Genomic DNA, 26,287 nt, shown 5'->3' on the forward strand with positions numbered 1-26,287 from the left:
AAAAATTATTTATCCTATCGAGTTAAAAAGCGTTCGTAAAAGTACAACTTTTACGAACAAAAATGAAATTCAGGTATTTAAAAAGACCAATCATTTCGATTGGTCCCCGCTTTATTCATCCTATATAAGTAATGGCATCAATAATAGCCTTACAATCTTCAATCAAGCCTTGATCAGCTTCGTCCGTTAATCTTGCTGCTCGGGCCAATGGATCAATTGCCTTTATTTTTTCACACAATACATACCCAGTTGTCTGATTGTTTGCTCCGCTTTTCTTGCTATTCTTGGTTCTTTCATTTACTGGCACATGTGTTGGATAACCTTTATTCGTATTAGTGATTGGCAAGACCCAAATTAAATCGGTTTCTTTATGTACATTTTCTTCTGAAACTACAATCGCCGGACGATAACCTTTCTGTTCGTGTCCTTTTGCCGGGGACATATCGACTTTTATAATGTCACCAACTTTAAAAAATCTTGTCATCATTACTCCTCCAATTAAATAGTGCCTGTACTTTTCCATAAAGGACTAAGTACAGGCAAGCGATCTTTAAGCCTATTAACTGCTTACCAGTCTTCTTTTCCGACTGGTTCTACTTCATCCCAAAGAGGTTCAGGTTCAGGCTTTCCGCCACTATATCCAACAAATAGCTTTTGAAAGGGGGTTAACTTGCTTTTTCGAACCAACGAAATTCGATTGGGTTCAATCTCTACATCAAGTACAGCATCCTCAGTTTCATTGAATCCGGCTTCCTCTAAAACATCTCGCGTAAGCCGAACAGCTTTACTATTACCCCAATTCTGAAGTCTAGCCTCTCGATGACTAACTTTTTGTTTAATTTGCGCCATGTGAATCAACTCCTCAGAGTGCTATTTATAGAATAAGTATATACAATGTATCTACAATCGACAAGGGATATACCTCCTAACATTCATCGATAATTATTTTTTAATTTAAAAAAGGAAGGAACTTTTTAAAAAAACACTTTTTTCCGGTAGTTTAGCTTTAGTTTTACAGGACTACCTATAGTCCCTCATAGGTAAACCCGTAATTTGTCGAATTTCCTTTTTGCTCTCATCCTAACTGCATTTTAATGTAACTTATTTTTGACATAATCTCTAACTGTATTTAATTTCCTATGAATATAACGGAATCAAAGAACTGAAGTATCTTTTTTGTTATTAAGTTACATTAAACAAAAAGAAAGCTCCTGTGTCTGCAGGAGTCTAAAGAGCGGTCGTTGAATTGAGCTGACTCGCTATGATGTTCGCTGCATCATCTATCGATTCATAGTATTCAACGACTTGCGTTTGAATATATGTCAGTTCCAGAACTCTAGTATCCGGCAGGCACTTGACCTGAATCCAGTCCGTTCCCATCTTCGTGAAGTTCTGTGTGATATTAACCGTGTGATATTGGGAGATAGTCGTCAAAAGCTCTTTTATATGCTTTAAATCCACGGTAGGTTCCTCCTGTCCATTGCAGAAATAATTAGACTTACTACTCCTAAGAACTCCTAAGAGCTTTATTTCCCGAGTTGCAAAGATTTCCGGTGGCTCGATGGCTTCAATGTGTATGCAGACACTCCCTGCTTTCTCTTCCTGCAACTGTCGGTAATCCGTCGGCAATGGGAATTTATGATGAAGCAATTCCGTCAGAAACACCTTACATTCTTCTGCCCGCAGGTACGATTCCGCTTGGTTCTGGGCAATCCCGTTATCCTGATAGTTTTCAACTGTAACGGTCAAATTAAACAGACGCGTACAAATCAAATTCTCTTCTCTGACCTTAATGATTCTCGGTCGGCTGAAATGATGTTTCTCGCTGCCTGGTTCCTGTTACATATTCAGAAGGGTGCGATGTGCCGGGCCATGATTTCTGATGGCTTCACGTCGTTCACTCCCTCTGTCTTTCCAAGAAATTTTTATTTTTCTGTTGAAGATCCTGCAAAAAGCCACAAAGAATCCTTGGATTCTTTGTGGCTTTTTGCAGGCAGCTCTATTGTCTGCAGTATGTTACCGAATTTATATGAGAAACGTTCGCTTACTATTGTCCCAAGTTAATTACCATTATACAAGTTTTGAAATTTTTGTAAAGCAAGCATTTCCCCCTACCCTAGGTTTATACAGAATCGGATGTAACACAATTACTGATAAATTACATTAACTGCATCAAATTAGTAATGCGGGTCATCTTCATCGGTGAAGAATGCTATGGAACTATCTTGTAAAGCCAATTCGACTAACTTGTCAGCTGCCTCATTTGCAAACTTCAATACTGTAACATTGCTTCTCACATCAGGATGTACATATTCTTTCTGGACTTCGATATTCGAGGGATCATGAAAGACAGTTTTAACAGTGACTAAATCGGTAAGATCGGTAAACGCTTCGTTATTATTCCAGCCCTGGATAAACGTTTGTAAGTAGGGAAGCCCGTCTTCGGTATAGCCGAATGAAACATCCTCACTTTTTTAATGTACTTCCAAGTTAACATGCTCACACCTACTTCCGTTGCCATGCGCTTTATTTAAAGAAAGCAAATTTCACCTCATCTTGCGTAATCAGTTTAACCATAGTGTTACTGTGACAATTGTTCTCTACAAGACCTTTTACAAGAGTCGCAGAAGAAAGTTTCCCAGTAATGAATGTGCCGAAAAAGAACTCAATTAGATGATTGTTAACAGAAACTACATCTCTGCATATGTCTATGATTTCAAATCGTCCAATAAACTAATGTATCAAAAATGCCAAGGATAAGAAGGAGTATGCCAGCGGTTCGTTGGACATACAGGCCGAGCTTTTTGCCTCTTTTCATTACAGCTCCACCTGCACCATAGTACCAAATTAAAAAAATGGCGATGAACAGCGGAAGTGACGTTCCAAGTGCAAATAGTCCTGGCAGAACAACGCCGTAGGAAGTGCTAACTGCAACTGGCATGAGTGTGAAAAAGAACAGGATAAACATAGTCGGACAGAAACCGAGCGAAAAGCTTGCGCCCATCAGGAAGGAACCAGTTTCCCCGTCTTTAAATAGCCGACTTGGCAGTTGCAGAAGGGGGACCGTCCACCTGATTTTAATAAGACCGAGCATGAAGATTCCAACGATGATGAACAGGGGACCAATCATTTTCCGAATCCATGGGAAGTACGCGGTGAGTTCATTTTCAATTCCAGTGCCCAGCAGCCAGACGAGCAATCCAAGTCCGGTGAATACCGTTACTTTTCCTGCATTGAAAAACAGGATATCTTTCCATGCCACTCCTTGTTGAAGCGACTTGTTGCCATAAAACGTTACGGCGCCGATATTACCGGTAAACTGACAAGGGGTCATTGCACCGATAATTCCTAGAAGCAAAGCGAATATCACAGGGGCTCCTTCAAGTCCAGCAGTTACGTTTAGAAGCGGCTCTGACATCCAACTGCTCATTTGACTTAATAGACTATACATACTGTAACCTCTGCTTCCTGTGTAACTGCTTCTATTGTAGTAAAAAATCTTGCAGAAACTATGAAGTTTTCCTGCTTATTCTGCAACGGAATCAAGGGGCGTCAAATGAAGGGTCCACAGTAGTAGCCATTTCCATTTGATTCTTACTACGATTGTCCACTAAATTTTCATATAAAGCAGACAGTAGAACTCCATATACTTAAAAGGAAAAGGCTATCCCCAAACCGGTCACATACACCAATTTGACGGATAGCCATCTGTATTATCTGACATCATATCCTTGTTCTTCAACAGCTTCTTTCATGTTTTTCGTAGTAACTTCAGAGTTATTGTAGGTTACTTCTGCCACCCCTTTTGCTACATCCACCTGAACATTCTGCACGCCCTGCAGATTCCGTAGAGCTCCATCTACTGCTGCTTTACAATGACCACATGTCATTCCGTTGATTTGTAGTGTCGTCTGTTCCACTTTGTCTCACCTCCTTTCACTGTTGAATTAGTTCTAAACTTTATTGAGAAAAATGCCGATACTTATAACAATAGACTAATTTAAGTTTGCAGGCAGGTCGACAAGTACTCAACTTTTTTAAACTTTGAACACTTTTCTTAGAATATTTCTAGCCGATAAATGTAATCTTGACTTCTGCCACGTTAGCTACTGTATACTTTTCTAGCTGTAAGGACAAAAAGGAGTCCACTTAAAAAACAGGATTCAGATCACAAAAAGTTTACAGTTTGAAAGCAGGGGCAGGATAAACAAGACCATACAACGGAACAACTTGGTTTTCAACCAGAAAGTTCCACTTCATCAGCCATTTGTGTAAAAGAGAAGTGCTATTTTACAATTCACCCAAAAATTAATTGAATTTTGTTTATTGACTGAGGTGCTGTTTTGAAAACGTCCCATAGATTCATTCGTTTCATCCTCTTGTTTTCAATTTCCTTTTTTGCTATCGGTTATTTTTCAAAACATGTAAACGTCACAAGTGATAACTTTACACTTGAGACTCTTACATGGAGACAGTCACAAACAGCAGAATCTCCACGGATTTTTATAGTGACAAATGCTCGAAATGGCCACCCCTTATCGGATTATACGATTCAAGTACTGGATAAACGTAAAGATTCCCTTGTCGCATCAGCAAAATCCGGTGAATCAGGCCAAATGAAAGCAAAGGGACTGATAAACGGCAAAGCGTATCAAATAAAGATAACTTCTCCTGATGCAATCTCACCGGCGTTTGAAAAGGAAATAACCTACATACATGAAACGACATCTGTGTCTTTCCCGATAGAGATTGATATCGAACGAAAAGCAAACCATCTAAATGTGCCGACTGTCTTCCAAAAGCCCGAGCTTCCGAATGGATGCGAAATCACTGCCCTGACAGCCCTTCTTAACTATCACGGAATAGAAGTTTCAAAAACAACAATGGCTGACGATTACTTGCCTCAAGAATCACTGGACTACCATAAGAATGTTAAAACCGGTCCGAACCCTTATCAAGCCTATGCGGGGAACCCTCGCAACTCAGATGGATGGTATGTTTTTGCCGATCCAATTGTTAAAGCGGCTAATAGTATCATTGCTGTAAAAGGAAAAGGACTGAGAGCGGAAAACGTAAGTGAAAGTACGCGCGAGGAAATTCTGTCCTATATTGACCAGGATATTCCCGTAGCTGTTTGGGTGACGCTTGATTTATCGCCCCCTGTTACGCGTGGGGGCTGGTATATTAAAGAAACGAATGAGTTTCACCCTTCGTTTATCAACCTGCACACCGTAGTCTTGGATGGCTGGGAAGATGGGAAGGTTTACGTAATGGATCCGCTCAAAGGCCGAATCAGTTACCCGGAAGATGTGTTTTTCGAAAGCTACAAAGCGCTTGGAAGTCAAGCTGTTATCATCAAATAATTGGTCTGTTCTCCAATACGGTGCTTTCTTTTCCTTGATGAGGGTTAAAGAGGTCGTTGGATGGTTGAAGTATAGAAGAAGATTACCTCATCAGATGGTGGTTTTCACTGAAGTGAGACAACCTTCTTCTTGTGTTTTAAAACTAAGTTACAAAAGAGAAGCAGCGCAAGTAGAGGGTTAGACTCATTTGTCATGCTGTCGAATCGATTAATTCAGCGACCAATACATATCGTTTAGGAGCGTCTCCAATAAAATTGAAAGGATAACAGGTGATGAGTGTCAGCCTCGCTTCTTCCGTTGGCACAATGACCGTTTTATCCATGTCATCAACGATCCTTACCTTGTTTACTTGATAAGTGAACTTCCCTGCCGCTGTCTTTACAATTAGATAATCTCCTTCTCCAACCTCACCTAACTTGCGAAATACTGTGTCCCGGTGGCCCGCCAACACACTGTTGTTGTTCATTCCGGGGAGAACGCTTTTTGAGTAGTGGCCGACTCCTTCCGCTAGCTCTTCTGGATCAGCCCCTGCATAGACAGGATAAGCAGTATCCAGTTTAGGAATTAGCAATTCACCAAACTTCTCCCCTTCTTCTGGATATGACGAATATAACGGATCCAGATCGATTTCACTTCTAGTTTCGGGACTTTTTTGTGCTACTACCGGTTCTGTACTGCTTGGGCCTGAAGATCGCGGGATTTGCGTGTTAACTTCTATATCTACTTCTTCCCCTGCGAAGTAGCCTGTGGCAAAAGCAAACGTGTTATAGCCAGCGAATGCCACTCCGAAAAAAACAAGGAGAATGGACAGCAAAGAAAGTGCGATTCTCCCTGTTGGTTTTCGTCTTCTTCCCACTTGTTTTCACCTCTCCTTCTGTCCGATATTCAAGAGTAAAGAAAAGAGTTTCCTTACTTCTCGGATAGGTTTTCGCATGCTTCTAATAGGCGCTTATAGTCCTCCGGGTTGCTGGCACTGAAATTTGTGTTTTGATAAGCAATCTGTCCTTGTTTATCAATCAAAAAACAGGAACGGATGGCAATTTCATTTTCTTCGTCAAAAACCCCGTAGTCTTTCACTGTTGTCTTATGCCAATCGGACAGTAATGGATAAGGCAGCGTGCCAAGACTAGCGGAAAATACATTATGTGAATGGATTTGATCAACGCTTATCGCCAATATTTCGGTCTCTGTTTGTGTGACTTTCTTATAATCCTCTTTCCAAGAGAGAAGTTCCTGTATTCAGCCAGGGGTAAAATTAAGTGGAAAGAACGCAATCAAAACATTTTTCTTGCCCTTGAAATCGGAAAGAGAAGTTTTCTTTCCACTGGTAGAAGACAAAGTGAAATTGGGTGCAGTATCGCCAGTTTGTAGATTCATCTTCCTAACTCCTTTCATCCTCCTCACTTTATAGGGAAAACGCAGCTAAAGTGGAATAGGGAATTCATTAGTTTCCTTGTGATCTGTAATTCTTTTGAGATTTCCTCTTTAGTCTATTTTTTTAACCTGTGAATAGGAAAGCTAACATTTCGTCTTGTTGCTCTTTTAGTAAACGTACAAAGTACCCTTTTATCGTTTTCACTTTTATCGCTTCATTCTCGAGATTGTTTCTTCATTGTTTTAACAGCAGCTGTTAATCGACTTGCCCAAATCATGGTCCATCCCTCCTTCATCCATACTTTAAATCTCTTCAGTTAGGGTAAACAGAGGCGCTGTCGACAAGATTTCCCCAATCTTTTGGGTGAATAGTTATTCCTTTCCCCTTAACTGTGTAGTTTTTGTGCAGATTGTTTATCTTTTTTAAAAACTTTTATTGTATTTGCTTATATGTCCTGACTGCTCATAGTTACTACAGTGATTTTAAATTGCCTTGTCTTTAAGAATGGGATTCCCGGTAAGTATATAATTCTCATTGTAAAGCTAGGGCTTTCACTTTTGGTATTGACGCAATGAAATTGATTTTATTCCAGTAATCAGGTACTTCTCAGATCAATTAAAAAAGTTTCACTTGTGTTTTTGTTCTTCCCTTGTAAACTAACATTTGTTAATAAAACGTAATAATTACGGTTTGGAGGCGGCAAATGAAAATTCCTTCACTTCTTCTCATTCTTGTTCTCTTTTTAGGAGCTTGTGGGCAGTCAAGCACCAATAGTTTAACAGACCCAGATTCTGCTAGTGTAGACGATAACTCGAATGAATCTGTTCTCGATATTTTTACAACTGCATACCCTCTTGCTTATTTCACAGAGCGGATTGGGCAGGACCTGGTGAACGTCGCCTCGATTTATCCGCCAGGAGCAAATGAGCATACATTTGAACCGACACAGCAAGATATGATTGCGCTGGCAGAAGCGGATCTGCTTTTTTATGTCGGCCTTGGTCTCGAGGGATTTATATCTGATGCACAACAATCGCTAAATAATGAAAATGTGAAATTTGTTTCCACTGCTAGTGCCATTTCAGAACAAGAATTAGTTACAGAAGATACTCCTGAAGGAGAAGCTGACGATCATGGACAGGATGAGGAGGAGCATGAAGCAGAACAGCAGAGTGGTGATGCATCCAGCGCCGTAGACCCGCATGTATGGATTTCTCCTGTGTTGAGCCAGAAGCTCGCTCAATCTATAAAAGATTCTCTTATAAAAATAGATCCAGAAGGTGCTATGTTATATGAAACTAATTACGCTTCACTTATTAACGAGCTAGAACAACTTGATCAATCTTTCATTGATTTGGCAAACCAGATTGAAAATAAAACGTTCTTTGTTTCCCATGCCGCATTTGGTTATATTGCTGAAACCTATGGTTTCGAACAAGTCGCAGTTGCTGGGCTAAACAGCCAGGATGAACCTTCTCAGAAAGAACTAACAGCAATCGTTGAGCTAGCCAAAGAAAAAGGAATCAACCACATTGTTTTTGAGCAGAATGTTTCTTCTGAGTTAGCAGAAATAGTCCAGCAGGAAATTGGGGCTGAAGCAGTTGAAATGCATAACTTAGGAGTTTTGACAGAAGAGGACATTGAAAACGGTGAAACCTACTTCACGTTAATGGAAAAAAATCGTGATGTTTTAAAAACTATTCTGCAATGACATGAGTGTACTAATAGATGGAAGTAACTTTTAATAACAATTCCGTCTTTTAAAACGACAGAAAAACAGCACAAGAGCCCTTACTTCGCTCTTGTGCTGTTTTTTTGATTAGGTTCCAAGTTAAGCCATTTATAACCAACGCTCCAAACTGTAACGATACAGTCATCAATAGGAAAACCGGTTTGGCGGATTTTTTCCCTCATATTCCGAATGTGGGAGTCGATTGTACGTCCATCTGTTTCTGCATCATACCCCCAAATTAAATCCAGCAACTGCTCACGGCTAAAGACGCGATTAGGGTGTTGCATTAACAATCCAAGAATAGCGAATTCCTTCGGGGTTAACTTGATTGTGTTTTTATCATATATCACTTCAAACTGGTCCTTATCCCAAGACAATCCGTTCAGTTCCAATGTCTGTTTCGGGCTCACTCGTCGCAGTAATGCGGTCATACGAGCGATGAGTTCCTTTTCGTAAAACGGTTTTGTGATATAATCGTCCGCTCCTACATTGAGCCCTTTTACGACATCCTGATGCTGATCCCTAGCTGTCAGCATAATGATCGGCACGTTTGAAACCTCTCTTATTTTTTCACACAATTCAAAGCCGTTCATCTCTGGCATCATGATGTCCAACAGTATAATATCAAATGTCTCCTTAGCTAAATATGTGAGTGCCTCACCGGGACTTTGCGCTTTCCTGCACGTGTAGCTGTGCGGCTCCAGATACAGAGTCAGCAGATCAAGCATCCTTTTTTCGTCGTCAATTAATAGAGCTTTGGTCATCCGGTACACCTCGCTTTAATTGAATCTGTATCCGAGTTCCTTCCTGCACTTTACTTTGAATTTCTATATTTCCGCCATGGGACTCCACAATTTCTTTAGCAATGGATAGTCCGAGTCCAGTGCCCCCATTTTTCCTTGATCGGGATTTCTCTACACGGTACAATCGGTCAAAAATGTAAGGAAGATCTTCCGCGGGGATTCCTTCTCCTTCGTCTGTAACTGTAATGGTAACTGCCTGCTCCGTCTGTACTGCCTCTATGCGAACACAATCTCCTGAAGCAGACGTTTTTTTAGCATTATCCACGAGATTTAAAAGGACCTGTTGAAAACGCTCCGGATCAATATGGAGAGTAATGCTGCTGTCGCATGTAACCTGAAGGTTCACATTTTTCTCAGTAAAGGCAGGCCTTGTCATGTCTATTACAGAATGAATTAACTTGGTTAGATTTACTGGCCTTTTGTTGATTACAAACTGATTTCGGTCTACTTTTGCTAATTCAAACAAGTTCTTAATTAGACCAGTCAATTGTTCAGTCTCTTGCTGAATGATACTGATATATTCGTTTTTAGCTGTGTCAGCAAGACCCTCCCGACTTAAAATGTCGGTATACCCTTTTATATATGTGAGTGGTGTTCTCAACTCATGTGAGATGCTTGCTAAAAATTCATTTCGCTCATTTTTTAGCCGTTCGAGATCGAAAGATAGTCGGGTAATCGATTTTGCTAGATCGCCTAATTCATCCTTCCGTTCAGTATCCAGCTCTATATTGTTTATTCCTGTGCTAAGTTGCTCGGTTGCTTTTTTCATTTTGATGAGTGGCAGTGTAATGAATCTGGACAGTAAAAGTACCGTAACGATAGTACCTAAAACTGTGAAGAGACCCATGATGAAAAACTGACTGCTTAAATAGTTGATGGTGTTTCTGACAGTACTCGTATTTGCAAACATGAAGACATGTCCTTGATGTGCCCCGTCGATTGTAATCGGGCTATCTGTCGCAATGTAAGGCATCTCTTCCCATCGGTCTTCTATTATGCCCCCTTCTGCAGGCACTGAGCGATAATCCGTATGTGCTACTAGTTGCGCCATCTCCGGTTCGATGGGATCCGAATTCACAATGACGTTACCAGATGTATCTGTAATAATCACGATGAAATCCGAAGCAGATTCCATCATACCTACGTGCGTCAATGTGGATTCATTAAAATTATCTTCCAAAACACTGCTGTGGGTATTTCCTCTTGCCAGTAAATTATCCATAATTTCATCCACTCGTTCATGGGCTAAATTATTGTATAACACAAAGAACAAAAGGGCTTCACTAATCAAAAGGAAAACAAAAAACAGCAGCCCGATTTTCAGAGAAAGCTTATTCACTGTGAAGAACTCCTTGCTGATGCGATTTTAAAGCGCTTAACTTTAAATAACTCATACTTAAATTTACTGTTGGCATGATACTGCTATCGTTGTGAAAACTCGATCTGGTTCTACTTGCTACCTATCCCGGTACCAGTCCATCCTTTAACACGTCAGGCTTAGCATCGGTTACCTATCTGGGAAGGACTTAGTTTTATAGTGTAATGGAACAAGCTCTAAATTTTTGTTCTGCATCTCGCTAACCAGATTTGTAGGTCAGACTACAGAAATAGCTATAAGAAGTTTTTTAAAATGGCCTTTTAGTTTGGATAATTCCTTCTTCTACGCTTTACCTATAACTAACCATGTGTCCCTTCCACGCTTTTCCTTTTGTTATCGTGTCAGAAAGGGTGAATGAAAATAGCGTTTATGGCAGTATAACAAAAAAGTCCTTACTGGTCCTGCCTCTTATCCTGTAGACAAGCTGGATAGCATGAGCATAGTGTACAGCAAAAATGTTTACTTTTTGTGCAGAAGAAGCAGAGAAACTACTCAGTTAATAAGTATAGTCAGCGAGTAGTGCTCCTTACCAGTCCGATTCTAATTCCAAATAAATGCCCCCATTTTCTTGCCAAGTCACCGTAAAACCAATGTGAAGTCACAGAGTGATAAAAAAAGAATCATTGGTGTGAAATTATGCAGTTTCTATGGAGTTTTCTGTTTTTCGTTTAACAGAAACAACAGTGGGAATTAGTAAAATGTAGGAATGCAAGCAAAAGCAACAGACATTAAACTTGGGAGGTGAACACTAATGGCAGACATGAAGACTGAACTCCAGGTTTGTATTGATGAATGTGAAACCGCCTTGCGCCACCTAAACAACGCACTAGAAAGTGGTCATTCGCACGCAAAACCAAAGTTAGAACAGGCAAAAAGCAGCTTAGAAGAATGTATCGCTGAATGCCGATCTGCTCTGTAAGTTGACTTGATCCATTGATCCCCAAAATCCGCCTCCTCATAATACTGTGAGGAGGCGGATTTATCACTTAATATGAGCGTTTTATATGCCCAACACTTTATGCTTCCTGACAAACAGCGACTGCATTATCTTCACGCAGTAAAGGGACAAGAAAGAATCATTAGACTTTTCTATCTAGCTTTGGGAACTCTGTTGCAAAGTCGGACCATCAGTACAATTGCTTTGCCCGGAATTTTTATAGGCACGAGAATGAGTAGTTAGTGACTCCATCTATATAACTCGCAAGATATTGTTGGCGGGGGTCTCTGAATCTTAGCGATTTTTTAGTCTTCTTGTCAGAATCCAGATAATTCCGCCACCCCCGATTACGAGTAACAGTAATTTTCCTTCTATCGTCCAGTTTACCAGATGATAAATCGAGTAGGCTTCAAGCAATAAAGCCGGTATCTTCCCTAATGAACTGGCGACAGCAAAGGTTTGCCATGACACTTTTCCAATTGATGCAAAATACGTCACAATACTGGAAGGGGTAAAAGGGGTCAAACGAAGAGCGAAGATAAGGAAAAAGGCTTCCTTTCCCTGAACATCAACCAGCCTCTGTAAAGATGAAAAACGGTGAAGATAGTGGCGGGAAATGTTTCTCAATCCAAATTGATACAGAAGAAAGGCCACCACAGCCCCAATCGCTTCCCCTAAAAAGGATAGAAACGCCCCTTCCCAAAATCCAAAAACGAGAATGTTAGCAGAAGTGACGAATACCGAGGGAATAACTGCCAAGATTGCAACAACAATGCCGACAAAAATACTCAAAATGACAGCAGTGTATTCTGAACCGCTTAATTGCTCCACCAGCCATGTTTCCGCGATGACTACCTCCTTCCCTACCTGTCTTTTCTATCAATGGCGTCCACTTATCGTAAAGCAGTGCTTTCTTCCATGGCACCAATTTTTTCATAAGCATAATTAATAAGCCCGTGTTCGATCATGAAGGCTTGAGTCGGACAAAAGCATTTGTTCGTCCTGTCTCTTTTTGTCGTTAACCCAGGGCAACATCCAAAATCATCATGACCGTAAATCCAGTCATCAATGTAAGAGACGCCAAATCTTTATTACCCTCTTCCTGAGAACCCGGGATTACTTCTTCCGCTACTACAAAAATCATCGCTCCTGCAGCAAAACTTAACGCAAAGGGAAGTATTGGTTGTATCAGTGTAACTGCAAGCACACCAATAATGGCCGCGATGGGTTCAACCATCCCTGAAAATTGGCCGTACATAAAACTTTTCTTCCGGGACATACCCTCCCGTCTAAGCGGCATGGCCACTGCAACACCTTCCGGGAAATTTTGAATGCCGATCCCGATTGCCAATGCTAAGGCACTGGTAATCGTCGATGAGTCCAGTCCGGCTGCGACAGCACCAAATGCAACGCCAACTGCCAGACCTTCAGGAATGTTATGCAGCGTGATGGCGAGGACCAAGAGAGTACTGCGTTTTTTCTTTTTCGGGTTGATTCCTTCCGCAGTATCCATTGATGAACCAGGGTGCAGGTGTGGCAGTATCTTATCTACTCCCCATAGAAATAACCCGCCCAGCATAAATCCAACAGCTGCTGGTACCCATTTCGGTAAGAAGCCGCTCTCCGCCATATCGATTGCCGGAGAAAGCAGTGACCAAAAACTGGCGGCAATCATGACACCGCCCGCAAAACCAAGCATGCCATCCAAAAATTTCTGATTCACGTTTTTCTGTGTAAATACAAGCGCAGCTCCGAGCGCGGTCATCCCCCATGTAAACAGGGTTGCAAGTATGGCGAGAGTGACTGGATTTAAATCTTTTAAGTAATCCAACATGCTATTCATCTACTCCATTTCAGTCAAAAGTACTTTTTTCGCCATCTATCATAAAGTGATTTTCGAAAATTAATGGGTTCTGCTTGCGAGAGATCGTTGTAATTGAATCAAGAGCTTACCAGTCGGATCCATAAATCAGGATGCAATTTAAAATAACCCTTTGAAGAGGAAAAATCGCTGAAACTTAAATATGATGCAGCTGAGCAATCAATATTGCTGCCGTGTCTTCGCTGACGAAAAATAAGTCATTATCGCTTGAAGAATATGCATAATTTCTCGACATAGAACTTGTAAGATAGGCAAGATGAGGCATGAATTAAAAGGAGTTAATCAGGCAATGAATTTAACAGATATTCTCTATAAAGTAGCTACAACACTTCCCTTAACGAGCGAACAAGCCAATCTCTTCGTTAGTGGTATAACAGATAACTCCTCAGAAGTAACAGATGGCGATTTATTTATTGCCATAAAAGGAGTGAATCAGGACGGGCATGACCACATTCAGACAGCGATTCAAAAAGGCGCCGCTGCAATCATCGGCGAACAAATCGCTCCCCTGCTGTCCATCCCATACATTCAAGTCGAAAATAGCCGAAAAACATTGGCTTGGGCTGCCAAGAATTTTTATGGCGATCCTTCGCAACGTAAAACGGTCATTGGCATTACAGGAACAAATGGTAAAACAACAACCAGCTTTCTGCTAAAGCACTTGTTTGAAGAAAACGGCCAGTCCTGTTCGTTAATCGGAACAATTCAGAATGTGATCAATGATGAAGTCATCCCAAGCAGAAACACAACGCCAAGTGCGCTAACACTTTATAAGTTGCTGGCCAAGAGCAAGGATGATGTTGTGGTCATGGAAGTCTCGTCACATGGCATTGACCAGTACCGGATTGAAGGAATTGAATTTGACTGTTGTCTGTTTACCAACCTTCACCACGAGCATCTCGATTACCATGGCACCATGGAAGCGTATTTTGAAAAAAAGGCGGTTTTGTTTAATCAACTGAAGGAAAATGGAGTAGCCATTATAAACACAGAAGACGACTGGGGTGAGAAATTAGCAATGGATCTTAAACATAAAGGCACAACAGTGATCACAGTCGGGTCTAATAAAGAAAACGTATTATGTCTTAAAGATTTCCAAGCGCAGAATCCAAGTGTAACAGTTATAGAAAGTGGAGAAGAAGCAACGGTCACTTCCCCTATGGTTGGGATTCATAATTTGTACAACACCGTAATGGCATATGCAACAGCCTACCGGTTTGGTGTCACGAAACAACAGATCACTCATACCCTCCCTTTATTTGCAGGTGTCGGCGGAAGGTTTGAAATGACTAAGCTGCCAAACGGGGTAACAGTAGTAATTGACTATGCCCATACCTCCGATGCCCTCTACTACTGCTTGACGGCAGCTAGAAGTCAAGGTGCGACTAAGCTAATCCATGTCTTCGGCTTTAGGGGTGACCGGGATGAAAGTAAAAGAACTGATATGCTGCGGGTTTCCTCAATAATCAGTGACCGCTATATTTTAACGCACGATGATTTAAATTCTGTCTCCCCAAGTGAGATGACCCATACACTTGAAAAACTGAATCAGTCATTCGGCAATGAAAAGGGCATAGTGGTCCCTGATCGCAGTCTGGCCATCCAGCACGCCATCCATTCCAGCAGCTCTGGTGACTGGGTTATCATTACTGGCAAAGGAATTGAATCTTATAAGCAAGTTGTTCAATTAGAAACGAATTCTGACAAAGAAACTGTACAGCTTATCACTCACCACCAAGAACTTAGACCTAATCTCTAAACTAGCTGGCTTGATTAGAACGATCACTGCTGTATCTATCAGCATCCCATCTGCTGTTTCACACCTCGTTGTTAACAGTGTGTGTTGGCAGGGTCTTTCATTTTATCACTCTGTTTTATGTAAATGAGCTCACCAGATATTGGGTGAGCTCTTTGTCTGTTAGCTTTATCAAGTAATCTTTCTTATCTCTTATTCAGCAGCAACCAGTTCATCTTCCGTTACCCACATATGATTTACCACTTCTTCACCGGTTGGAGTCGTATAGTCAATCATATAAACGGTTGTTTCCTCGGCAGTATCGATGGTAATAGGCGTCCCTGCCATGCCAGTCAGATGGGCTGCAGTCACAATCGCTTCTTCGCCTGACTCCAACGGCTCATCCCCTGGATTCTCGAGTTCTTCATGGACGACCCATTTATGACCTTCTACCAGTTCCCCATTTTCTGGCGTATAGGAAATTGAATAGACAGTAGTATCAAAAGCACCAGAGACGGTTGCTTCTGCCCCTTGCATTCCGTCCATATGGTCAGCCTCTACGATCACTTGGCTGCCCACTTCAAATGTCGGGTTTTCAGCCGCCATTAATCCTTCAGGCACTTCCCCTGACCCGGAATGGTCCATTCCTTCCTCCATTTCCATCTCATCCTCTGTGCTATCATCCATTTCCATTTCCATTTCTTCTTGGTTATCATCCACTACTTCTTCTTCTGGTATTGCCGTCTCCTCTGCACTATCTGAACAAGCGGCTAATGTGAAGGCAAATGCCAGTGATGCAGTTCCAACTAAAATTTTTCGTTTAATCATGCTAATCCCTCTTTCTGTTTAACTTAAAACTAGTATATGCCATGCCTATGCATTTCCTGTGCAGAAAACACGGCAATATACTGAGACAACCTGTATAAATTTTCCTGATCATTCAGTTAGGTGTTTGACTTAGCGATTTGTTACACCAACAGTTACCATGTTACTTCCTTTCCAGACTCTTTCACATAAAACTAACTTAGTACAGAAGAATAAGCTAAACAAGCACGAAAAATAAGGCGGTGCCATCCGACACCGCTAACATGTTCGATTCTTGTTCTTTTCCCTTTTCTCAGTTTATTCAGCTTCTTCCAGTTTTTTTAACGGTTGGGTTGCAGGTCCTTCCAACACATCTCCCCTGTAGGAAAACCGGGAGCCATGGCACGGACAATCCCATGTTCGTTCCGCTTCATTCCAATGCGTTTCACACCCCATATGTGTGCAGGTTGTATCAACGACATGAAGATTGCTTTGCTGGTCCCGATATGCACCCGCCCGTTGTTCGTTTAGTTTCATTGCTTTTCCTTCGTCTGGTCTTAGGTCTGTAAACTGCCCCTTTGGAATTTCTGCTTTGTCTCTGGCAAACATTTTTCCCGCATGGAAACTAGTTTCAGCAAGCTGTTTCATATTCGGCTCTGTAATCGGCCGTAAAGGAGAGAACATATCCTCGTACTTAGACGGTTTTCCGCTGATCAAGTCCGTCAGTAATAAGCCAGCTAACACGCCAGAACTCATCCCCCACTTCCGGTATCCGGTTGCAACGAACACGTTATCCATTTCTGTGGAATACTTGCCGATATATGGAATTTGATCAAGTGTATACGGATCTTGGGCTGACCAGCGATATGGTACTTGTTCAACGCCGAAAACTCTATCTGTAAATTGATACAACTTACTATAGTTTTCCTCTGTGTCCTGTTTATGTCCTACAGGATGGCCATAGCCGCCTGCCAATACCAGCTTTTTTCCGTCTACATGGATAGAACGGAGGGAATGGGCAGGTTCGCCAGCATTCACATACATGCCACCTGGATAGTCCTTTGTTGTTTCTGCTGCAATGCTGTATGATCGGCTCGGTTTCAAGCGTGTATAGTAATAGCCTTCCTTATCGTAAAATGGATAGTGGGAACAGACAACCAAGCAGTCCCCTTCCACTTTATGTCCTTCTTGTGAAACGGCAGCTGGCCGTGGATTCGATTCAATATCGGTCACCCTTGTATTTTCAACAATCAGCCCCCCTTGTGCGACGATTTCTTCAACTAAGGGCTTTAGGAATTTAACCGGATTGAATTGTACCTGTTGGTTCATGATGACGGCCCCTAAGTGCTCAATTTCAAGTGGAATCGTATGTACAAAGCCCCCGTCGATTCCAACTTCCTCGTATGCTTTCCCTTCCCTTAGAACCTTTTTCTGTTGTTCTTCATTTTCTGCAAAAACGTATGATGGTTCCTCGAAAAAGTCGCAGTCGATCCCTTTTTCATGAATGAGCGTTTTAACACATTGAATCGCTTCAGTATTGGCTTCATAGTAACGCCGAGCTGTATCCTTCCCGTTATGTTGAAGAAGGTGATCGTAAATAAGGCCATGCTGAGCAGTTAATTTTGCCGTCGTATAGCCTGTCGTTCCATTCAGGAGTCGACCTGCTTCCATAAGGATGATGCGATAGCCTTTCTTGGTGAGCTGATAAGCGGTCATAATGCCGGAAATGCCCCCGCCTATAATAACAACATCGGTTTCCAGATTGCCTTCTAAGGAAGTAAAGGTAGGGAGTTCAGTGGATTTTAACCAGTAAGATTCTGAAACACTTGGCATCTTATCAATACGGTTTCTGTTCATAGAAGCTCCTCCTTATAACTATTGTTTTAATCTCCATGTCTATCTGCTTTCCCTTAGAACAAGAACAAAAGTGGTTACTACCTTACCTGCAATACCAAATAAGGAGGGAAGAAATATAAAAAGCTTGATTGGTCACCGTATTACCATGTTACCCGGCTTACTTACACACAAACAGTTAGGTGTAAATATGCATTTTTTATGGAGTTTGTCGAGGATTATCGAGTGGTAAAAGTTAAAGTGTCAGTAAAGTTAATAAATTAAAACGCGTAGAAAGGATGAGGAATAATGCTTTTACCAGCTACAGATTTAGGATTGATTAACTCTCACTTGTCTTCTCATGATGGACTCATCAAAAAAGTGGAAAAACAACTGGAACAAGTAGAACACCCCGTTCTGACAGAGTTGCTAAAAGGAAAGCTGGAACTGCTGCATAACCATGTCAAAGTCATGATGGAAATAATCGATCCAAATAAGACGGATTATACGGAAGTCCCTCCTGTTAAGGTATTGAATGAAAGCTTAAAGGAGAAGGACCTTAAAACAAAAAGTGACTTGGAAATCCATTTAGCACTTGAGGTTAAAACATCCACTCAATCAATGTCCATAGATAACTTTTTTTCCGCCTTAAAAATGAAAACACCGAAAGTTAAACAAACGCATATAGAAATGGCGCTTCAACAGGTAAAACTTACGAATTCCTTGATTGAGTTCCTCAAAGAAAACAAAGCTGAAGTCATGCCTTTTAGCAGTCAAGAAGAGCAACAGAAAGTGCTTGATCACTTTGCGCATATGAGAAACGAATAATCACCGTCCATAACTGATATACCGCGAAAGTTCAGTGAAACAGTCTCTATTCGGCAAGAACCTAAGGCTAATGTTTACAGGTCTTAGGTTCTTAGTCTTCATACGTCTTTTCTTCGTGTGGAGTAAACGAAAGCAAGCAGGTGAAACAAGTGGACTTTTCCATCTTAATTAATCTTGTGCAGGATTATGGCTATTTTGCCATGTTTCTGTTTAACTGGATCCTACTGCTAGGTGTTCCGTTGCCAAACGAAGCAGTTGCCATGTTATCAGGGGTCGGTACAGAAGCAGGGTCCTATTATTTTTCCTGAGTGCCTATGGCGGCCTTATGACGAGTAATATATTTACGTATGGCGTCCGGCCGCATCTTGACCGGAAGAGTGATGGACCGGCTGCATAAATCCAAGATGAGCAAAAACGTTAGCCGTTTTCAGCAGGCATTCGATCAATACGGCGGGTGGGCTATCGTCCTCAGCTTCTTTTTTCCTGGTATTCGAATGGTCATGCCATATGTGACAGGTGCGAGCCAATATCCATTTCCACGTTACTTGCTATATGCCAGTGTGGCAGGTTTTGCTTGGCTAATGATTTACTTTAACCTCGGCCGGGCATTCCCCGAAGCATATGAAGAAATTCTTCCGGCATTGCAACAGTACTTAGTTGTTTTAACAATTGCAGTTGCTACTATCGTCGCTGTTGTTATACTCGTGTATCGCAAATACTTATCCCGGTGAACCACCTGGCACTTAACGTTTTTGCATGCCTCCTTGCCGTTGGACTTCGCTCGTTATATGCTTGAAGAGGGAGACTCCTTTTAGGAAATGTTAAAGTAAGTATCTATGATGTGATCTTGAATTGACTTTCCTCTCCTTAATAACTGCTATAACTTTTACGGTTACTCTACATTCTTCTTTAAGAGCTTCTTCTTTATATAGGTTGAACTAATTATCTTTTACTGCCAGTAGTTCGCTGAATAGCTACGTTTTCCAGTGAGCAAATTAAACAAGATAGGCGTACTCGTCTTTGCACTCCTTGAGTGACGGAAGTGTTATGTATTCCTTCTTTAGTCCAGTTTCTTTATTAATAGATCTCCTTACCTGCTACTTCTATATTAACGCTCCTTTCTATTACCGACTTCATTTTTACAACGCAGTAGTAACACAGGTATTTTTTAAACAACCTATGATTTCTTTTAGCTAGTTACATTAAACCAAATAAGAGCTAATTTTAAAGCATCCCTCCTGTTTCCTCCCCCTTGTTCAACTTCATCCCATCAAATTAAAGCTTCTTAGACCTGAAATACTTTATCCATTTTTCTGTAAAAAATATTATCAGTGCTCTGATAATAAAAAATCCTTTTTTATCTTGCCTAAATCTTAGAAGCCTTTAGTGGTAGGATTTCTGAGTAAGTTTTAAAGGATGATGGCAAAAAACATTAGCTATATAAAGTAAAAAGTGCAGCTGTAAAAGAAAAAGTACAATGTATCAATAACATATCTATATATTTAAATGTATTTACAAAATCATTACATCGGTTTATTTCGTAAAAAACCATGCTACACTGAGCCAGGCTTCATAAGAAATTGATATTAAGTGTTAGATAATTGATACACCCAACTAGATATTAAAACTTGAAACTTAAAATACGAGAATCGCTATTCAAGTATGAATACAGTGAATTCCAGATAACCAAGGAGCAGAAAATGAGAAAAACGAAGAAAGCATTATTAGCCTTTACTGTAACTGTTGCCCTTTCATCTGCCATTGCTGCACCTGCAAGTGCAGCTTCCTACGAAGTGCATTCTGGAGATACCCTCTGGAAAATTGCTCAAGACTATGGCACATCGGTTTCCAGCTTGCAGAGCATTAACGGTATTTCAGGTCACTTGATTTATCCGGGACAGACAATTGAAACAAGCCGCAGTTCATCTGCTGCTTCAAGCAACACAGTAGCACCACAAGTAAAAGCACAATATGAAAGTAATTCCTCTTCCGAACTCGTTTCTATAGCGAAGCAGTATACAGGTGTGCCATACGTATGGGGCGGCTCTTCACCAGCAGGATTTGACTGCAGCGGATACATCTACTATGTCCTGAATAAAGCTGGATATGATGTGGGACGCACGAACGCAGCTGGATATTACAACATGGCAACAAAAGTAAGCAACCCGCAACCAGGTGATCTTGTCTTCTTCTCTGGCACGTACAAGCCAGGAATCTCCCACATGGGAGTTTACATCGGCAACGGAAAGATGATTTCTGCTAATGGTGGCGGCGTAGGCATTGACAGCATTTATGGTCCTTACTGGGGCGATTACTTTACTGGTTTCGGAAGACTGTAAGTTAACAATAACGAACAGATCGGGATGTATTCCTTGGTCTGTTTTTTTGTTTTCTAAGATGTAAGCTTTATAAAATAAGTTCAAAGCCATAAACCAATTTAACTGAGTCTACTAATCACCACTGTCATTCGTAACCTATCGGTGTTGCACTTGTCCGCAGGAGGAGTCCAAAAGTAACTACTCGTTTTTAAAGCCAAAGTTCAGAAGGAGACAGTCTAGTAGCAATTCTAATGCATTTTAGATCATTCACAGTATCGACAGATTTACCGCTATAACTCTTCGTAAAATCTACACACTTCCCCGGTATAGTTGTCTCCAAGGCGGAGATCGAGCATGCTGTGTAGTGCAAAATAAAAGTACATAGTATTGCAATCAAATATCGCGTTGCAACTTTACATGGAGTGGCAAGCATGATAGCCTCGTTCAGGCCAGCCAGCCCCTGCTACGGCTGGTTTCCTGGCATGATAGTCATGCTTGTAGAGGCTCCATGTCAAGTTGCAACATTGTGTATTTTGATTTTGCAAAATACACATGCAACGCAACCAAACAGGACTAGTGTTAGTATCTGCTATTTTTTTAACTGTCTATTCCCAACTATCCACAAAGGAATCTTTTCTGAAATAGAAAAAAATTACTTATATTTCTGCTACCCGCTCAGCTTGCTCGTTAAAAGAGATAGTATGGTTTTGACTTTCGCTTCTATAACAGAAGTGGCATTTCTATGTTTGGGTGCCTTACCGGACTAATAGTCGGGTTCGACTGTTTCCCATCAATTCGCCATTGCTTTTGTATGAAGATTCCTTTCGAAGTGACGAAAAGCTGGAATGTTAAAGAGAGATATAAATGAATTTTTTATACTTCCCTCTTTCCTCGCTTACTTTCTGAAACAACGGGTAAAGAAAATGGATGGCAGATTTTGTATTTATGGCGATAGTTTTGAGCTCGCAACTTTTACTGTCTGCCAACTTTTCTTGATTAGCAAATGATTAGGAGGTTACCGACTTGTATGTTCTGTATTTTATTATTGGATTGCTAATCCTTATTGCGACAATTCTCGATTTTCTGTGGACGACTTTATGGGTAAATGGCGGTGCTGGTCCCATTTCCAAGCGAGTAGTCCAAGGCACATGGAAAGGACTGAACGCAATCGGAAGTTCCCGTCCCACCATTCTCGGGATTTCCGGCCCACTCAGTCTGACACTTACGTTACTGATGTGGATTTTGCTGCTATGGATTGGCTGGACATTCATCTTTGCCGGAGGGGAAACTGTGCTTACTGACACCCGGAATAATGCTCCAATCTCATGGGTGGAACGGGCGTATTATGCCGGATACCTTATCTTCACATTAGGTAATGGCGACTTCAGTCCACACGGTGGATTTTGGCAAATCATGACAGCTATCGCTACAGCCAACGGTATGCTGTTTCTTACACTTGGCGCTACTTACGTACTATCCGTGTTAAACGCGGTCACTCTGCAGCGAGCATTTGCAGACAGCATCACTGGTATGGGCATGACAAGTGATGCCCTTGTCCAGAAAGCGTGGAACGGAAAGGACTTACATGAAATCGACTTTTTCTTAAACACGACTTCTTCTATGCTTGGACAGCTGACAGCCCAACATAAGGCCTATCCAGTTCTCCATTTTTATCATACAGAAAGCAAAGAGAAGGCAGCTCCTTTTGCGATTGCCGTACTGGACGATGCTTTGACCATCCTGGAAGACGGTGTAGAAGAACAGGTCCGTCCAAATCGTTTTTTAGTAGAAGAAGCGCAATCCAGTGTCAAAAGCTACTTGAGCACAGTCGTTCCTTCTGTTGTTAAACCAGCTTCAACCGTTCCACCTTCACCTGCCTTTGAAAAGTTACGGACAAAAGGCATACCGGTTGTATCAGACGAAATGTTTGCTGATGTAATGCAAGCTAAAACGGAACATCGAAAAAAACTGCTCGGCGTTGTCGAATCGGATAAAAGGGAGTGGCCAATATAAGTTTCCTTCAGTTTCATGTTTTACAGTGGAGCTATAGGGAAAAATTATAACTGTAGCCGCAATGGAACAATGGAATTTTACAACCCAGAAAGGAGTGAACTATAATGGCAGACGCAAAAACAGAACTGCAGGTTTGCTTGGAAGAGTGTGAAAATGCCTTAACCCACTTAAACAATGCACTGGAAAGCGGTCACACGCATGCCCGGCCAAAAATCGAGAAAGCGAAAAGCAGCCTCGAGGAGTGCATCGCTGAGTGCCGTCAAGCCCTCTAATAGTCACACAGTAACGAAAACCGACCATCAGTCAACGCTGATGGTCGGTTTTTTGTATTTGATCAATAACACTATAGATACCATGTTCAAGCTGAGTCTACCTTTCTCCCTGGACATGGATGACGAACGGAAAGGCGAAAACTCCCTGATCTGAAAACTTGAATTCTGCCCACAGTTTATAAAATCCTGGGAACGGAAATTGGGCTTCAAACGTTGATTCATCCTTAGATGACGGGTGGACATGAATAAATTTCTGGCCCTGTTCATCAATGACCACCACGTGCCCCAACGCGCCAAGGTAAGGTAAAGGCGTTTCACCGTGCAAGTTGAAAGAAAGTGTGACCGGATGTTCAGTTGTTAATTCACTGTGATGAAAGTTGACGACCTTCCCGGCTACCACCTGTTGGGTGTTATCTTCTATGGCAGCGGGGCTTAGGTTTGCTGATTGTACCGACTGTGGCTGTCCAACAGTCAGATGGTTGGGGGTAATGGTATACATTTGACCGGTTGGATTGATATCTGCAAATGCCAAGTAATGACCCGATTGCAAATCTACAGCCGCTTTAAAGTCCCCTGGTGCCTCTTCTATCGGATGTAAATGAAAAAGTTGAGTTAAATCCTTACTCACGACAATCAAATGCATTCGCTTTTCATGTGTATCCGCCAATTCGACAAGATCCCCATGCCGATCTCGTACAGTTGCAGTCAACGTACCAGATTCATACGTTATCCCCACGCGAATATCTGCTTGTTCCAAACTGGTTTCGGGCTGGTGATGCACGCCATGCCCATGCTGATTATGGTTCTCCATGAATATCGCCTCCTCTTTTAATAATTGTTAGCGTTAGTCGACATATTTTCCTTTGTCGTTTGTGGATGGCATTCAGATTGCGGTTCCGGTGCTTTTTCAAGGGCCATCCAGTTACCTCGCCAAAACTTGACTGCCAATACTACAGCACGAAAAGCAATATCTATACCAATTGCCACCCATACGCCGGCCAGCCCCCAGTCCAACTGAATAGCGAGCACATAAACCAACAGCGTCCGAACGGCCCACATACCAATTGCTGTAAGATACATGGGGAATCGAGTGTTATTAGCTCCCTGGTATGCCCCAGTCAGTACCATCAGGACGGCTAGGAATGGCTGGAATACCCCTGAAATCTTCAACGCTGTCCCAATGGCTTCGATGACATCCGGATCATCCGTGAAGAAGGTAGCGACCCAGTCCCCAAAGAAAAAGAGCATAGCTCCTAAAACTGTCATGGAGACGACTGTGAATTGAGCAGACAGTTTTGCATACTTTCGGGCTTCTTCCAAAGAGCCTGCTCCAATCTGTTGACCCACTAAGATAGTGGCCGCCGTTGCAAAACCATACCCAACCATATAGGAAAATATCTCAATATTGCCTGCAATCTGATGTGCAGCAAATGCATGGGTCCCTAGTGCGACAATAAAGCCGAAGTACACAATCTGGCCGGCCCGCATGACAAGCCGCTCCCCCGCTGCTGGTGCACCTAGTGTGGTGAGTTCCATGACATGTCCCTTCTCCAACTTCCAGTAGTCCCGTCTGAATTTCAAGACTTTTTCCTTATTAATGTAATAGAAGAGGGCAATACTGCCAACCAACCGGGAGAACACGGTAGCAAGGGCAGCGCCGACAATGCCAAGCTCCGGGATAAACAGGAATCCGAAAATCAACACGTAATCGAGCACAGCATTTACTGCATTAATCACAAGACTGATATACATGGGCGTACGTGTATCCCCCGCCCCACGTAAAATAGCGCTTAACACAAACATCAGCGACATGACGACGGAAGGAATACCGACAATCCGGAAGTAAAGAACGCCCAGTTCCAGTACTTCCTCGTCAATTCCCATTAAGCGGAGTAACTGTTCAGCAAACAGCCAGGTAACGATACCCGTAATGATGCCAAAGATCACCGCAAGAACAATCGACTGTTGGGAGATGTGCCTTGCTTTTCCTGGTTGTTCTGCTCCTAAAAAATTAGCAATCCGCACATTAGCAGCGACCCCGATCGCCATGAATAAGGCAAAGTAAATCGCAAGTACCGCGTTCGTAATACCGACTGCCGAGACAGCAGCCAGACTAATCTTAGAAACGAAATATGTATCTACGAACCCAAGCAACGTCTGAAAGAAATTTTCCAGTACTGCTGGAATCGCAAGTACAAGGATGATTTTCAGCCTTTCCCTGTCTGTTTTAGGGTGCAGCGGCTTTTCTACTGTGTCCAAGCTAGCCACATAAATACATCCTTTCTTCCACCAACTTATTTAACCGGCCTACTTAATTGCAATCCACATACCCATCTAGGGTATTATAAACCTGTGGTTTAACAACACCTAAAGTTGGTAATTACGACAGCCATAAACATAAAGGGGCTTTGCTGATTTATGCAAGCCCCTCTCCTGATGCTGTTTTACTTACCCTTGTTGTTTCTGCTTATCTTTACTTAATCCTCTTCTTCTTCAAGGTCATCAATGAGCATTTTCATCTCCTCAATTTCCTTGCGCTGCGCTTTAATAATATCTTGGGCGAGCTGTTCCACACGAGGGTCTGTAATTTCTGCCCGCTCACTGGTTAGAATGGCAATGGAATGGTGGGGAATCATGGCCTGCATGTAATCCACATCATCAATCGTTTCCTGGCTTCGTGCCAGCCAAAGCGGCCCAATAATAAGTAATGCACTAACTGCAAAAATAGCAATGTTGAACTTTTTATTTTTGTACATGTTTTTCATGAACAGCAACATGACAATAGCCATGACGGCTCCCATATAAATAGCTTGATATGCTCGTTTTTCACTGAAGAAAATGTGATCCCAACGGTAAACGGTAGAGTACATGAGACCGAACATAATTAAAGTGGCCGTTAAGACCATTAGAAAAAAACGAATATACACTTTATCCATATCCTCTCTCCCTTCCTGTAAATTGTTGTTGTGTTGTTCTGTTGTTGTGTTTTTGTTTCCCTACTTCCAGCCGTTACA

Annotated in this window: 26 protein-coding genes; 10 read left to right on the plus strand and 16 right to left on the minus strand. The window is 41.8% G+C overall.

Annotated features, from left to right (window positions below; genetic code table 11):
* Nucleotides 1–115 precede the first annotated feature (115 nt).
* The 3 genes from B0X71_RS19020 to B0X71_RS21115 all read right to left on the minus strand — a co-directional run bounded on the left by B0X71_RS19020 (nt 116) and on the right by B0X71_RS21115 (nt 1,461).
* Nucleotides 116–484 (minus strand): type II toxin-antitoxin system PemK/MazF family toxin, encoded by a 369-nt coding sequence (locus tag B0X71_RS19020; protein ID WP_156889979.1) that lies wholly within the window; start codon nt 482–484, stop codon nt 116–118.
* 83 nt (nt 485–567) lie between these two features.
* Nucleotides 568–849 carry an AbrB/MazE/SpoVT family DNA-binding domain-containing protein gene (locus B0X71_RS19025; RefSeq protein WP_077591144.1) on the minus strand — a complete coding sequence of 94 codons (282 nt, stop codon included), beginning with the start codon at nt 847–849 and terminating at the stop codon, nt 568–570.
* Nucleotides 850–1,227: 378 nt separating this feature from the next.
* Nucleotides 1,228–1,461, minus strand: a complete 234-nt coding sequence (locus B0X71_RS21115; protein ID WP_156889980.1) for a hypothetical protein — start codon at nt 1,459–1,461, stop codon at nt 1,228–1,230.
* Nucleotides 1,462–1,641: 180 nt separating this feature from the next.
* Here B0X71_RS21115 and B0X71_RS21120 point away from each other — a divergent pair, with 180 nt between their 5' ends.
* Complete coding sequence (locus B0X71_RS21120; protein ID WP_156889981.1) at nt 1,642–2,064, plus strand: hypothetical protein; 423 nt, start codon at nt 1,642–1,644, stop codon at nt 2,062–2,064.
* Between the two features lie 652 nt (nt 2,065–2,716).
* Here the strand turns inward: B0X71_RS21120 and B0X71_RS19035 are convergent.
* Together B0X71_RS19035 and copZ are read right to left on the minus strand one after the other, a co-directional pair.
* A complete protein-coding gene (locus B0X71_RS19035) occupies nt 2,717–3,451 on the minus strand; it encodes an urease accessory protein UreH domain-containing protein (protein ID WP_077591146.1) in 735 nt (244 codons plus the stop codon).
* Nucleotides 3,452–3,713: 262 nt separating this feature from the next.
* Nucleotides 3,714–3,920 (minus strand): copper chaperone CopZ, encoded by a 207-nt coding sequence (copZ, locus tag B0X71_RS19040; protein WP_077591147.1) that lies wholly within the window; start codon nt 3,918–3,920, stop codon nt 3,714–3,716.
* A 423-nt stretch (nt 3,921–4,343) separates the two neighbouring features.
* On the opposite strand from copZ, the gene B0X71_RS19045 reads away from it, so the two are divergent.
* Nucleotides 4,344–5,363, plus strand: a complete 1,020-nt coding sequence (locus B0X71_RS19045) for a C39 family peptidase (protein WP_077591148.1) — start codon at nt 4,344–4,346, stop codon at nt 5,361–5,363.
* 190 nt (nt 5,364–5,553) lie between these two features.
* Here the strand turns inward: B0X71_RS19045 and B0X71_RS19050 are convergent, their stop codons facing one another.
* Nucleotides 5,554–6,219: a class D sortase gene (locus B0X71_RS19050; protein ID WP_232336882.1), complete on the minus strand. Its 666-nt coding sequence runs from the start codon at nt 6,217–6,219 to the stop codon at nt 5,554–5,556.
* A gap of 53 nt (nt 6,220–6,272) precedes the next feature.
* A complete protein-coding gene (locus B0X71_RS19055) occupies nt 6,273–6,758 on the minus strand; it encodes a redoxin domain-containing protein (protein WP_332309485.1) in 486 nt (161 codons plus the stop codon).
* A gap of 683 nt (nt 6,759–7,441) precedes the next feature.
* Here B0X71_RS19055 and B0X71_RS19065 point away from each other — a divergent pair.
* Nucleotides 7,442–8,449 (plus strand): metal ABC transporter solute-binding protein, Zn/Mn family, encoded by a 1,008-nt coding sequence (locus tag B0X71_RS19065; RefSeq protein WP_077591151.1) that lies wholly within the window; start codon nt 7,442–7,444, stop codon nt 8,447–8,449.
* 80 nt (nt 8,450–8,529) lie between these two features.
* On the opposite strand, the gene B0X71_RS19070 is transcribed toward B0X71_RS19065, so the two are convergent.
* Both B0X71_RS19070 and B0X71_RS19075 read right to left on the minus strand, forming a co-directional pair.
* On the minus strand, nt 8,530–9,234 hold the full coding sequence (locus B0X71_RS19070) for a response regulator transcription factor (RefSeq protein ID WP_077591152.1): 705 nt from the start codon (nt 9,232–9,234) through the stop codon (nt 8,530–8,532).
* A complete protein-coding gene (locus B0X71_RS19075) occupies nt 9,212–10,612 on the minus strand; it encodes a sensor histidine kinase (protein ID WP_077591153.1) in 1,401 nt (466 codons plus the stop codon). The genes B0X71_RS19070 and B0X71_RS19075 overlap by 23 nt, the downstream gene beginning before the upstream one ends.
* 790 nt (nt 10,613–11,402) lie before the next feature.
* On the opposite strand from B0X71_RS19075, the gene B0X71_RS21125 reads away from it, so the two are divergent.
* Complete coding sequence (locus B0X71_RS21125) at nt 11,403–11,570, plus strand: hypothetical protein (protein ID WP_156889982.1); 168 nt, start codon at nt 11,403–11,405, stop codon at nt 11,568–11,570.
* Nucleotides 11,571–11,882: 312 nt separating this feature from the next.
* On the opposite strand, the gene B0X71_RS19085 is transcribed toward B0X71_RS21125, so the two are convergent.
* Together B0X71_RS19085 and B0X71_RS19090 are read right to left on the minus strand one after the other, a co-directional pair.
* Nucleotides 11,883–12,419 (minus strand): TVP38/TMEM64 family protein, encoded by a 537-nt coding sequence (locus B0X71_RS19085; protein ID WP_232336884.1) that lies wholly within the window; start codon nt 12,417–12,419, stop codon nt 11,883–11,885.
* Nucleotides 12,420–12,606: 187 nt separating this feature from the next.
* Nucleotides 12,607–13,422, minus strand: coding sequence for a ZIP family metal transporter (locus tag B0X71_RS19090; protein ID WP_077591156.1), 816 nt, complete (start codon nt 13,420–13,422; stop codon nt 12,607–12,609).
* A gap of 337 nt (nt 13,423–13,759) precedes the next feature.
* Between B0X71_RS19090 and B0X71_RS19095 the strand changes: the two genes are divergently transcribed.
* The gene (locus tag B0X71_RS19095; RefSeq protein WP_077591157.1) at nt 13,760–15,229 is read left to right on the plus strand and encodes a UDP-N-acetylmuramoyl-L-alanyl-D-glutamate--2,6-diaminopimelate ligase; all 1,470 of its coding nucleotides are present in this window, start codon (nt 13,760–13,762) and stop codon (nt 15,227–15,229) included.
* 189 nt (nt 15,230–15,418) lie between these two features.
* On the opposite strand, the gene B0X71_RS19100 is transcribed toward B0X71_RS19095, so the two are convergent.
* Both B0X71_RS19100 and B0X71_RS19105 read right to left on the minus strand, forming a co-directional pair.
* Nucleotides 15,419–16,033, minus strand: a complete 615-nt coding sequence (locus tag B0X71_RS19100) for a YdhK family protein (RefSeq protein WP_077591158.1) — start codon at nt 16,031–16,033, stop codon at nt 15,419–15,421.
* 294 nt (nt 16,034–16,327) lie between these two features.
* A complete protein-coding gene (locus tag B0X71_RS19105) occupies nt 16,328–17,866 on the minus strand; it encodes an FAD-dependent oxidoreductase (RefSeq protein WP_077591159.1) in 1,539 nt (512 codons plus the stop codon).
* A gap of 285 nt (nt 17,867–18,151) precedes the next feature.
* Here B0X71_RS19105 and B0X71_RS19110 point away from each other — a divergent pair, with 285 nt between their 5' ends.
* From B0X71_RS19110 to B0X71_RS21130, 5 genes are all read left to right on the plus strand, one after another.
* Nucleotides 18,152–18,670 (plus strand): hypothetical protein, encoded by a 519-nt coding sequence (locus tag B0X71_RS19110; RefSeq protein ID WP_077591160.1) that lies wholly within the window; start codon nt 18,152–18,154, stop codon nt 18,668–18,670.
* A gap of 365 nt (nt 18,671–19,035) precedes the next feature.
* Nucleotides 19,036–19,401 (plus strand): DedA family protein, encoded by a 366-nt coding sequence (locus tag B0X71_RS21485; protein ID WP_232336885.1) that lies wholly within the window; start codon nt 19,036–19,038, stop codon nt 19,399–19,401.
* 969 nt (nt 19,402–20,370) lie between these two features.
* Nucleotides 20,371–21,009 (plus strand): C40 family peptidase, encoded by a 639-nt coding sequence (locus B0X71_RS19120; RefSeq protein WP_077591161.1) that lies wholly within the window; start codon nt 20,371–20,373, stop codon nt 21,007–21,009.
* A gap of 1,002 nt (nt 21,010–22,011) precedes the next feature.
* Nucleotides 22,012–23,001 carry an ion channel gene (locus B0X71_RS19125; protein WP_077591162.1) on the plus strand — a complete coding sequence of 330 codons (990 nt, stop codon included), beginning with the start codon at nt 22,012–22,014 and terminating at the stop codon, nt 22,999–23,001.
* Between the two features lie 104 nt (nt 23,002–23,105).
* A complete protein-coding gene (locus tag B0X71_RS21130; RefSeq protein WP_156889983.1) occupies nt 23,106–23,273 on the plus strand; it encodes a hypothetical protein in 168 nt (55 codons plus the stop codon).
* A 97-nt stretch (nt 23,274–23,370) separates the two neighbouring features.
* Here the strand turns inward: B0X71_RS21130 and B0X71_RS19130 are convergent, their stop codons facing one another.
* The 3 genes from B0X71_RS19130 to B0X71_RS19140 all read right to left on the minus strand — a co-directional run bounded on the left by B0X71_RS19130 (nt 23,371) and on the right by B0X71_RS19140 (nt 26,209).
* Entirely contained in the window at nt 23,371–24,084 is a 714-nt protein-coding gene (locus B0X71_RS19130; RefSeq protein WP_077591163.1) for a DUF8832 domain-containing protein, read from the minus strand.
* A 17-nt stretch (nt 24,085–24,101) separates the two neighbouring features.
* Nucleotides 24,102–25,532, minus strand: a complete 1,431-nt coding sequence (locus tag B0X71_RS19135) for an MATE family efflux transporter (RefSeq protein ID WP_077591353.1) — start codon at nt 25,530–25,532, stop codon at nt 24,102–24,104.
* Between the two features lie 218 nt (nt 25,533–25,750).
* On the minus strand, nt 25,751–26,209 hold the full coding sequence (locus B0X71_RS19140) for a DUF305 domain-containing protein (protein ID WP_077591164.1): 459 nt from the start codon (nt 26,207–26,209) through the stop codon (nt 25,751–25,753).
* Between the last annotated feature and the right edge of the window lie 78 nt (nt 26,210–26,287).

Source organism: Planococcus lenghuensis, from assembly GCF_001999905.1.
Classification (GTDB): Bacteria; Bacillota; Bacilli; order Bacillales_A; family Planococcaceae; genus Indiicoccus; species Indiicoccus lenghuensis.

Coding starts and splice junctions, on each gene's coding strand:
- B0X71_RS19100 (WP_077591158.1), bottom strand. CDS start 16,033: ATGATTAAACGAAAAATTTTAGTTGGAACTGCATCACTGGCATTTGCC.
- B0X71_RS19120 (WP_077591161.1), top strand. CDS start 20,371: ATGAGAAAAACGAAGAAAGCATTATTAGCCTTTACTGTAACTGTTGCC.
- B0X71_RS19020 (WP_156889979.1), bottom strand. CDS start 484: ATGACAAGATTTTTTAAAGTTGGTGACATTATAAAAGTCGATATGTCC.
- B0X71_RS19070 (WP_077591152.1), bottom strand. CDS start 9,234: ATGACCAAAGCTCTATTAATTGACGACGAAAAAAGGATGCTTGATCTG.
- B0X71_RS19035 (WP_077591146.1), bottom strand. CDS start 3,451: ATGTATAGTCTATTAAGTCAAATGAGCAGTTGGATGTCAGAGCCGCTT.
- B0X71_RS19110 (WP_077591160.1), top strand. CDS start 18,152: ATGCTTTTACCAGCTACAGATTTAGGATTGATTAACTCTCACTTGTCT.
- B0X71_RS19105 (WP_077591159.1), bottom strand. CDS start 17,866: ATGAACAGAAACCGTATTGATAAGATGCCAAGTGTTTCAGAATCTTAC.
- B0X71_RS19090 (WP_077591156.1), bottom strand. CDS start 13,422: ATGTTGGATTACTTAAAAGATTTAAATCCAGTCACTCTCGCCATACTT.
- B0X71_RS19065 (WP_077591151.1), top strand. CDS start 7,442: ATGAAAATTCCTTCACTTCTTCTCATTCTTGTTCTCTTTTTAGGAGCT.
- B0X71_RS21120 (WP_156889981.1), top strand. CDS start 1,642: ATGAAGCAATTCCGTCAGAAACACCTTACATTCTTCTGCCCGCAGGTA.
- B0X71_RS19130 (WP_077591163.1), bottom strand. CDS start 24,084: ATGGAGAACCATAATCAGCATGGGCATGGCGTGCATCACCAGCCCGAA.
- B0X71_RS21125 (WP_156889982.1), top strand. CDS start 11,403: ATGGCAGACATGAAGACTGAACTCCAGGTTTGTATTGATGAATGTGAA.
- B0X71_RS19140 (WP_077591164.1), bottom strand. CDS start 26,209: ATGGATAAAGTGTATATTCGTTTTTTTCTAATGGTCTTAACGGCCACT.
- B0X71_RS21130 (WP_156889983.1), top strand. CDS start 23,106: ATGGCAGACGCAAAAACAGAACTGCAGGTTTGCTTGGAAGAGTGTGAA.
- B0X71_RS19095 (WP_077591157.1), top strand. CDS start 13,760: ATGAATTTAACAGATATTCTCTATAAAGTAGCTACAACACTTCCCTTA.
- B0X71_RS19025 (WP_077591144.1), bottom strand. CDS start 849: ATGGCGCAAATTAAACAAAAAGTTAGTCATCGAGAGGCTAGACTTCAG.